9 protein-coding genes are annotated in these 7,928 nt (G+C 60.9%); 3 read left to right on the forward strand and 6 right to left on the reverse strand.

Annotated features, from left to right (window positions below):
• Positions 1-187: 187 nt before the first annotated feature.
• The 6 genes from AC1DLB_RS14580 to bioB form a co-directional block, all read right to left on the reverse strand.
• Complete coding sequence (locus tag AC1DLB_RS14580) at positions 188-484, reverse strand: hypothetical protein (protein ID WP_018928821.1); 297 nt, start codon at positions 482-484, stop codon at positions 188-190.
• A gap of 120 nt (positions 485-604) precedes the next feature.
• Positions 605-1,285: a dethiobiotin synthase gene (bioD, locus tag AC1DLB_RS14585; RefSeq protein WP_018928820.1), complete on the reverse strand. Its 681-nt coding sequence runs from the start codon at positions 1,283-1,285 to the stop codon at positions 605-607.
• Complete coding sequence (bioC, locus tag AC1DLB_RS14590) at positions 1,282-2,094, reverse strand: malonyl-ACP O-methyltransferase BioC (RefSeq protein WP_477743648.1); 813 nt, start codon at positions 2,092-2,094, stop codon at positions 1,282-1,284. The genes bioD and bioC overlap by 4 nt, the downstream gene beginning before the upstream one ends.
• Entirely contained in the window at positions 2,087-2,818 is a 732-nt protein-coding gene (locus tag AC1DLB_RS14595; RefSeq protein ID WP_018928818.1) for an alpha/beta fold hydrolase, read from the reverse strand. Before AC1DLB_RS14595 ends, bioC begins: the two co-directional genes overlap by 8 nt.
• On the reverse strand, positions 2,811-3,989 hold the full coding sequence (bioF, locus tag AC1DLB_RS14600) for an 8-amino-7-oxononanoate synthase (protein ID WP_064620799.1): 1,179 nt from the start codon (positions 3,987-3,989) through the stop codon (positions 2,811-2,813). Before bioF ends, AC1DLB_RS14595 begins: the two co-directional genes overlap by 8 nt.
• A 120-nt stretch (positions 3,990-4,109) precedes the next feature.
• On the reverse strand, positions 4,110-5,165 hold the full coding sequence (bioB, locus tag AC1DLB_RS14605; protein ID WP_008008198.1) for a biotin synthase BioB: 1,056 nt from the start codon (positions 5,163-5,165) through the stop codon (positions 4,110-4,112).
• A gap of 90 nt (positions 5,166-5,255) precedes the next feature.
• Here bioB and AC1DLB_RS14610 point away from each other — a divergent pair, with 90 nt between their 5' ends.
• From AC1DLB_RS14610 to AC1DLB_RS14620, 3 genes are all read left to right on the forward strand, one after another.
• Positions 5,256-5,996: a ComF family protein gene (locus AC1DLB_RS14610; RefSeq protein WP_477743647.1), complete on the forward strand. Its 741-nt coding sequence runs from the start codon at positions 5,256-5,258 to the stop codon at positions 5,994-5,996.
• A 63-nt stretch (positions 5,997-6,059) separates the two neighbouring features.
• Complete coding sequence (locus AC1DLB_RS14615) at positions 6,060-6,824, forward strand: TOBE domain-containing protein (RefSeq protein ID WP_018928815.1); 765 nt, start codon at positions 6,060-6,062, stop codon at positions 6,822-6,824.
• A 72-nt stretch (positions 6,825-6,896) separates the two neighbouring features.
• A partial coding sequence (locus tag AC1DLB_RS14620) for a PhoX family protein (RefSeq protein ID WP_477785179.1) occupies positions 6,897-7,928 on the forward strand: 1,032 nt, incomplete at its 3' end.

The raw sequence follows: 7,928 nt of genomic DNA on the forward strand, positions 1-7,928 counted from the left end.
CCCAAACCTTGTCAAGCGCCGATCTTTTGCCGTTCGTCTTCGATCTATGAAAATCTTGGGCGCGCAGTGGCGCAACGTCGTTGATTGAGCAACACGTCATGTAGGAGAGATTAGTTGAGGGAGAAGGACTTACGCAGAAAAACGCCGCGAACAGGCGCGGCGCTGGGGTAGTGAATTCAATGAGGAATCAGGCGAAGGTATCGATCAACGTACCGAGCATTTCATCGGAGGCCTTGGCGACTTTGACGCCAAGTTCCACCTGGAACTTGCCTTGAGACATCTCGACCACATTGCTGGCCAGATCCGATTGCTGGCTGCGGTCTACCGAGCGCAGACGATCGACCTGAACCTCGGAGGACTGACTGGTGACCGAACGCTCGATGGTGTTGTTGGCGATTTGCCCCGAAGCCTGATCGACGCGGCTCTGCCCTGTCTGAATAGTGCTCAGACCGGCATAGAAAGCGGTGTTTCCTGAGATTTCCATGGGAGAACTCGTCCTACAAAGGATCAACAGCGGCCATTGAACCAGACACGCCGCTAAAAGGCCCGACAAAAACACTAATGGCACAGTGCCTTATCATAGGTAAAACCCACGCCAGAAACGTCAGTCCAGCAGATCCAGCTGTAGATGTTCGGCCACCGCTTCGGCCGTCACCGACTTGAGTTTCGGCACCCGCCCCAGGCACGGCGCGGGAATGCGCTCGGCCAGCGTCGCCAGGTTTTCTTCCAGGCGCGAGGTCTTCGGATCGATGATGTTCGCCACCCACCCCGCCAACTGCAAACCATCCCGAGCAATTGCCTCAGCCGTCAGCAGCGCATGGTTGATGCAGCCCAGGCGCACACCAACCACCAGGATTACCGGCAGATCCAGCGCCATGGCCAGGTCTGACAGATTGTCTTGATCCGCCAACGGCACTCGCCAGCCGCCAGCGCCTTCGATCAAGGTGAAGTCCGCCTGCAGATCGAGAACCTGCCGCATTGGTGCCAGCAACGATTGCACGGTCAGCGCCACGCCAGCCTCCCGCGCTGCCAGATGCGGTGCGATCGCCGGCTCGAACGCGACCGGATTGACCTGATCGTAGGTCAACGGTATCGAGCATTCGGCCAGCAGTGCCAGTGCGTCGGCGTTGCGTAATCCCTTGGGCGTCAGCTCACACCCGGAGGCTACCGGCTTACCCGCCGCTGTGCTCAAGCCTGACAATCGCGCGGCATGCAGCAAACCTGCGGCGACGGTGGTCTTGCCGACATCGGTGTCAGTACCGGTGATGAAATAGGCTGCGCTCATAAGGGTTTCTCCAGCACGGCGTAAACCACTTGATAAGTCGCCGGCAGTCCCTGTGCCTGACGAAACTGCTCGTAAGCCTCGATCAAGCCGAGGATTCGCGCCCTGCCGGTCAAACCGCCCGGCCGACCGGGGTTCAGGTTATGCGCCCCGAGTGCCTTGAGCTCATGGGTCAGGCTGCGGACATCGGGGTAATGCAACACATGTGGATGTGTTTCAAGGCTGATGACCTTCAAGCCACTGCCCGCGCAAAGCTGCTGGTAAACACCGAACTCGCGGAAGCGGTTGACGTGCACCATGCCATCCACCTGACGCCAGCTGTCGCGCAATTCGTACAGCGTGCCTACACACAGACTAGCAAACGCGAAAATACCGCCCGGTTTCAGCACCCGATACGCTTCGTTGAGCACCGAGGCGAAATCCGCGCACCATTGCACCGCCAGGCTGGAGAAGACCAGGTCGCAGGTCGAATCCTGCAACGGCAAGCGTTCGGCATCACCGGCGATGAAATGGTTGGCGCCGCCCAAGGGACGGGCGTGATTGAGCATCCCCTCTGCGATATCAAGGGCCAGCCCGTTGCCGGTAGGAAAACGCTCACCGAGCGCACGGCTGAAATACCCGGTGCCACAACCCATGTCCAGCCATCGACCCGGGACAAAATCCTCCGGCAAGCGACGCAACAATTCATTGCCAACGTCGCGCTGCAATTCGGCCACGCTGTCGTAGCTCGCCGCCGCTCGGGAAAAGGACGCCGCTACCTGGCGTTTATCGGGCAAGCCGCCGGGCAGGTTGGGAAAGGACAAATCAGTCATCACCGGACTCATGCAAAAAGGCCTGAATCGCCCCCGCCACACCGTGGGGGTCTTCCAGAAGAAACGCGTGGCTGGCCTGTTCAATCAGACCGATTTCGACATCCGGCAGCAGCGCCAGCAAATCCCCCGCCGCTTCGGCCGGGACCAATCCGTCGAGACCACCGAACAAGTGCAATTGCGGACCGCGAAACGCCTGCAACGCTTGCCGGGTATCCAGCTGTGCAAGCAACTCCAGGCCGCTCATCAGCACCGATGGAGACGAAAGCGGTGCGCCAGCGAGCAACAGCCGCGATAGCCCGCGCGGGTCTGCGGCACCTTGGGTGCACAGCAGCGAGAAACGTTTCAACGTCATGCCCGGATCGGCTTTGCAACCGGCCAGAAACGCGTCGAAGGTCTCGCCAGGCATCCCGCTCGACCACTGCTCATGGGCGACAAAAGAAGGGTTACTCGCCAGGGTCACCAAACCGCAGCAACGGTCACCGCGCTTCGCCGCCAATTCGGATGCCAGCATGCCGCCCAATGACCAACCACCTAGCCAGGCATCCTGGGGCAGCGTCGAATCCAGTTCATCGAGCCATTCTTCAAGGTTGCTCGATTCCAGTTCCGGCAGTGGTTCGATTTCGACGCGCAGATGCTCATCCAGGCCTTGCAAGGCAGCCGCCAAGGGTTCCAGCGGAGAAATCCCGAGACCCCAGCCCGGCAGCAGAATCAGACGATCACGCATGGCTTGGCTCCGGTCCCAGTTGTTGAAAACAATCGGCCAGTCCATTTAACAATAGCTGCACCTGCGCCTCGCTGTGAGCGGCAGTTAGGGTAACGCGCAAGCGGGCGCTGCCGGCGGGCACGGTCGGTGGACGGATCGCGGTCACCATCAGGCCACGCTCACGCAGCATCTGCGACAGCCGGACCGCACGCCCGGCATCGCCAATCATGATCGGCTGGATCGGCGTGAAGCTGTCCATCAACTCCAGGCCAATCTGCTCGGCGCCTTGGCGGAACTGGCGAATCAGCGCCTGCAAATGCTCACGTCGCCAGTGTTCGCTGCGCAACAATTCCAGGCTTTTAAGCGTCGCGCAGGCCAGTGCCGGCGGCTGGCTGGTGGTGTAGATGTAGGGGCGAGCGAACTGGATCAGGCTCTCGATCAACTCCTCACTGCCAGCCACAAAAGCACCGGCCGTACCGAACGCCTTGCCGAGGGTGCCAACCAACACCGGCACGTCCTCCTGACTCAGGCCGAAATGCTCGACGGCCCCACCGCCATTGGCGCCCAGCGGACCAAAGCCGTGAGCGTCATCGACCATCAACCAGGCACCTTTGGCCTTGGCTTCCCGCGCCAGCGCCGGCAGATCGGCGATGTCACCGTCCATGCTGAACACGCCGTCGGTGACCACCAGCGTATTGCCGGTGGCCTTCTCAAGGCGGTTGGCCAGACTGGCCGCATCGTTATGCAGATAGCGATTGAAACGCGCACCGGACAGCAAACCGGCATCCAGCAACGACGCGTGATTGAGCCGGTCTTCCAGCACCGTATCGCCCTGCCCGACCAATGCGGTGACCGCGCCGAGGTTGGCCATGTAGCCGGTGGTGAACAGCAATGCGCGCGGACGGCCGGTGAATTCGGCAAGGGCTTCTTCCAGCGCGTGATGCGGGCCGCTGTGGCCAATCACCAGATGCGAAGCACCACCGCCCACGCCCCAACGAGACGCGCCGGCGCGCCAGGCTTCGATCACTTGCGGGTGATTGGCCAGGCCCAGGTAATCGTTGTTACAGAACGCCAGCAATGGCTGACCATCGACCACCACTTCCGGGCCTTGAGGGCTTTCAAGAAGCGGGCGCTGGCGATAAAGGTTTTCGGCACGACGGGCAGCAAGGCGTGCGGCGAGATCGAAAGACATGCAGGCCTCGAAGATCAGAGTGTAGGAGCCTGCTTGCTGGCGATAGCATCACCACGGTCATCAGACAGACCGTGGTGATGCTATCGCCAGCAAGCAGGCTCCTACAGGGTTTTGCGTGGGTTAAACAGCAGCGTTATAGAACTGCTCGCTGCTCTTCTGCTCCACCAGTGCCTGTTCGATGGCGGCCTGATGCACTTCGTCGGCGTGCTCTTCGCGGGCTTCCGGCAGGATGCCCAGACGCGAGAACAGTTGCATGTCCTTGTCTGCCTGCGGGTTGGCGGTGGTCAGCAGTTTTTCGCCGTAGAAAATCGAGTTGGCGCCGGCAAAGAACGCCAGAGCCTGCATCTGCTCGTTCATCGCTTCGCGACCGGCGGACAGGCGTACGTGGGATTTCGGCATCAGGATGCGTGCAACGGCGAGCATGCGGATGAAGTCGAACGGATCGACGTCGTCGGCATTTTCCAGCGGCGTGCCGGCGACTTTCACCAACATGTTGATCGGCACCGACTCTGGATGCTCTGGCAGGTTGGCCAGCTGGATCAGCAGGTTGGCGCGGTCGTCGAGGGACTCGCCCATGCCGAGAATGCCGCCGGAGCAGATCTTCATCCCCGAATCACGCACGTAGGCCAGGGTTTGCAGGCGCTCGCTGTAAGTGCGGGTGGTAATGATGCTGCCGTAGAACTCCGGCGAGGTGTCGAGGTTGTGGTTGTAGTAGTCCAGGCCGGCTTCGGCCAGGGCGACGGTCTGGTCCTGATCGAGACGACCAAGGGTCATGCAGGTTTCCAGGCCCATGGCTTTCACGCCTTTGACCATCTCCAGCACGTAAGGCATGTCTTTGGCCGACGGGTGTTTCCACGCCGCGCCCATGCAGAAACGGGTCGAACCGATCGCCTTGGCGCGAGCAGCCTCTTCGAGGACCTTCTGCACTTCCATCAGCTTTTCTTTTTCCAGGCCAGTGTTGTAGTGACCCGACTGCGGACAATATTTGCAATCTTCAGGGCACGCGCCGGTCTTGATCGACAGCAGGGTGGAAACCTGGACGCGATTGGCGTCGAAATGCGCGCGGTGCACCGTCTGCGCCTGGAACAGCAGGTCATTGAATGGCTGAACGAAGAGTGCTTTGACTTCAGCCAAAGACCAGTCGTGACGCAGGGTGGCAGTGGTGCTGGCGCTCATGGGCGATTCCTTGGTTATGCTTGGCAAGCGACTGGGGAATGGAATACCCACAGACGCGACACGGATGTTCGGCATATTTAAGGAAGACTCATGCACTGTCAACCACGATACGAAGGACCGGTTTACATCTGGTTAAAAAACAAACAATCCTGTTTGCTCTGCTCAGAGGTCGCGGACGACACCATACCGATCTGCATGGCCTGCGAAACCGAGCTGCCCTGGCTGGGCGACCAATGCCATACCTGCGCCCTGCCCTTGCCCGCCACCGGCCTGACGTGCGTCCAATGCCTGAAACAACCGCCAGCCTTCGAGCGAGTCGCCGCGCCCTGGACTTACAGCTTTCCCGTCGACAGTTTGATCACCCGCTTCAAGCACAGCGCAAAATGGCCGCTTGGCCGCCTGCTCGCCGAACTTCTTGCCCAGTTCCTGCAACATCGCTTCGATGAAGATCTGGATCGGCCCGACGTGCTGATACCGGTACCGCTGGCCCCCAAGCGGCTGCGACAGCGGGGTTTCAACCAAGCGGCGATGCTCGCCCGCTGGCTCAGCGCCGGCCTCGACATTCTTTGTGATGAAACGCTATTGGTGAGGACTCAGGACACCAGCGCGCAACAAGACCTTAATGCCGATGCACGTAAAAAGAACCTGCGCCACGCCTTCGCCCTGGCGCCCGAGGCTTCGGTCAAAGGTCGCCACTTCGCACTGGTGGACGATGTGCTGACCACCGGCGCCACCGCACAGGCCCTGGCCCGGCTGTTAATGGCGGCGGGTGCGACGCGGGTCGACGTCTACTGCCTGGCCCGTACCCCCAAACCTGGCGATGGGGCCTGACTTGACTCCCGCACGCCAAGTCGCCAACGTCCCATCCATCGCCACAGCCCAAAGCGCCTTGCCATGTCCTTGCCTACGTTGTTGTCCCAGCACATTGTCCGTCGTCCGCAGCGCATCGCGTTGCTGCAACACATCGCCGAACAGGGCTCGATCACCCGCGCCGCAAAAAGCGCCGGCCTGAGTTACAAGGCCGCGTGGGACGCCATCGACGAGCTGAACAACCTCGCGCAGAAACCACTGGTGGAGCGCAGCGTTGGTGGCAAGGGCGGCGGTGGCGCCAAATTGTCCAGCGAAGGCGAGCGCGTGTTGCGCCTGTATCAAAAGCTGCAAGCGTTGCAGGCTCAGGTTCTGGAAGCCGCCGAAGAGGCCAGCGACCTGGACTTGCTCGGTCGGCTGATGCTCAGAACCAGCGCGCGCAATCAATTGCACGGCAAGGTCGTGGCGATCGATGCACAGGGGCGCAACGACCGGATCCGCCTTGAACTGGCCGAAGGCTTGCTCATTGACGCGCAGATCACTCACGACAGCACCCTGCGCCTGGAGCTGGAAACGGGTACCGAAGTGGTCGCACTGATCAAGGCCGGTTGGCTGGAACTGCTTGGCATCGATCAAGCTGCAACACATGGCAACAATTGCCTGAAGGGCACGATCGAAGAAATCCTCGACGCTGAAGACAGCCCCAGCGAAGTGCGCATCGGCCTGCCCAATGGCCAGACACTTTGCGCCCTGGCCGAGCCGCTGCACCTGAAAAACCTCGGGCTTGCCGCCGGTAAACCGGTGCAGGTGCAGTTCGCGCCATCGAACATCCTGCTGGGTACACCGCTCTAGCCTGCAGGCGCTGCAACAAAAGCTTCATCAACCGCCCTTAAGGTGGCTGCAAAAACCCGCAGGGAGCCTGATGTGAGCCTATTAGAAGACAACCAACCCACCGACCTCGAAAAAATGGTCGGCCTCAGCCGTCGTGGCTTCATCAGCGCCGGCGCCCTCTGCGGTGCGGCGATGTTTCTCGGTGGCAACCTGCTGAGTCGCAGCGTGCTGGCCGCCAGCGTCAGCGCCGGTTCCAGCAAGCTGTTGGGCTTCGACAGCATTGCCGCCGCCACCACCGATACCATCACCCTGCCGCCGGGCTACAAGTCCTCGGTTTTGATTAGCTGGGGTCAGCCTCTGCAAAAGAATGGCCCGGCATTCGACCCTAGCGGTAACGGCACGGCCCAGGCGCAGGAAGTCCAGTTCGGCGACAACAACGATGGCATGAGCCTGTTCGAATTCCCCGGTGACAAAGACCGGGCGCTGATGGCGATCAACAACGAATACACCAATTACCGCTACCTCTACCCCCACGGCGGCATGCCGCAATCGGCGGAAGATGTGCGCAAGGCCCTGGCCTGCGAAGGCGTGTCAGTGATCGAAGTGCAGCGCAAGAACGGCCAGTGGCAGTTCGTCCAGGGCTCGCGCTACAACCGGCGCATTCACGGTAATGCGCCCATCAAACTGAGCGGCCCCGCAGCAGGTCACGACCTGCTGAAAACCAGTGCCGACAAACACGGCAAGAAAGTCCTCGGCACCTTCCAGAATTGCGCCAACGGCAAAACGCCATGGGGCACTTATCTGACCTGCGAAGAGAACTTCACCGACTGCTTCGGCAGCAGCAATGCCGAGCAAAAATTCGACGCCGCGCAGAAACGCTACGGCGCAGTGGCAACCAGCAAAGACATCAACTGGCATCAACACGATCCACGCTTCGACCTGGCGAAGAATCCCAACGAACTCAACCGCCACGGCTGGGTGGTGGAAATCGACCCGTTCGATCCGCAATCGACGCCGGTCAAACGCACCGCGCTGGGCCGCTTCAAACATGAAAACGCTGCCCTGGCCGAAACCAACGACGGTCGCGCCGTGGTGTACATGGGCGACGACGAACGTGGCGAGTTC

The sequence above is a fragment of the Pseudomonas sp. 05N434 genome (assembly GCF_056396965.1).

What these genes read in the sequence shown, in the direction of transcription:
- AC1DLB_RS14615 (WP_018928815.1), top strand. Translation starts at nt 6,060, where the DNA reads ATGTCCTTGCCTACGTTGTTGTCCCAGCACATTGTCCGTCGTCCGCAG.
- bioC (WP_477743648.1), bottom strand. Translation starts at nt 2,094, where the DNA reads ATGACTGATTTGTCCTTTCCCAACCTGCCCGGCGGCTTGCCCGATAAA.
- bioD (WP_018928820.1), bottom strand. Translation starts at nt 1,285, where the DNA reads ATGAGCGCAGCCTATTTCATCACCGGTACTGACACCGATGTCGGCAAG.
- AC1DLB_RS14595 (WP_018928818.1), bottom strand. Translation starts at nt 2,818, where the DNA reads ATGCGTGATCGTCTGATTCTGCTGCCGGGCTGGGGTCTCGGGATTTCT.
- bioB (WP_008008198.1), bottom strand. Translation starts at nt 5,165, where the DNA reads ATGAGCGCCAGCACCACTGCCACCCTGCGTCACGACTGGTCTTTGGCT.
- AC1DLB_RS14580 (WP_018928821.1), bottom strand. Translation starts at nt 484, where the DNA reads ATGGAAATCTCAGGAAACACCGCTTTCTATGCCGGTCTGAGCACTATT.
- bioF (WP_064620799.1), bottom strand. Translation starts at nt 3,989, where the DNA reads ATGTCTTTCGATCTCGCCGCACGCCTTGCTGCCCGTCGTGCCGAAAAC.
- AC1DLB_RS14610 (WP_477743647.1), top strand. Translation starts at nt 5,256, where the DNA reads ATGCACTGTCAACCACGATACGAAGGACCGGTTTACATCTGGTTAAAA.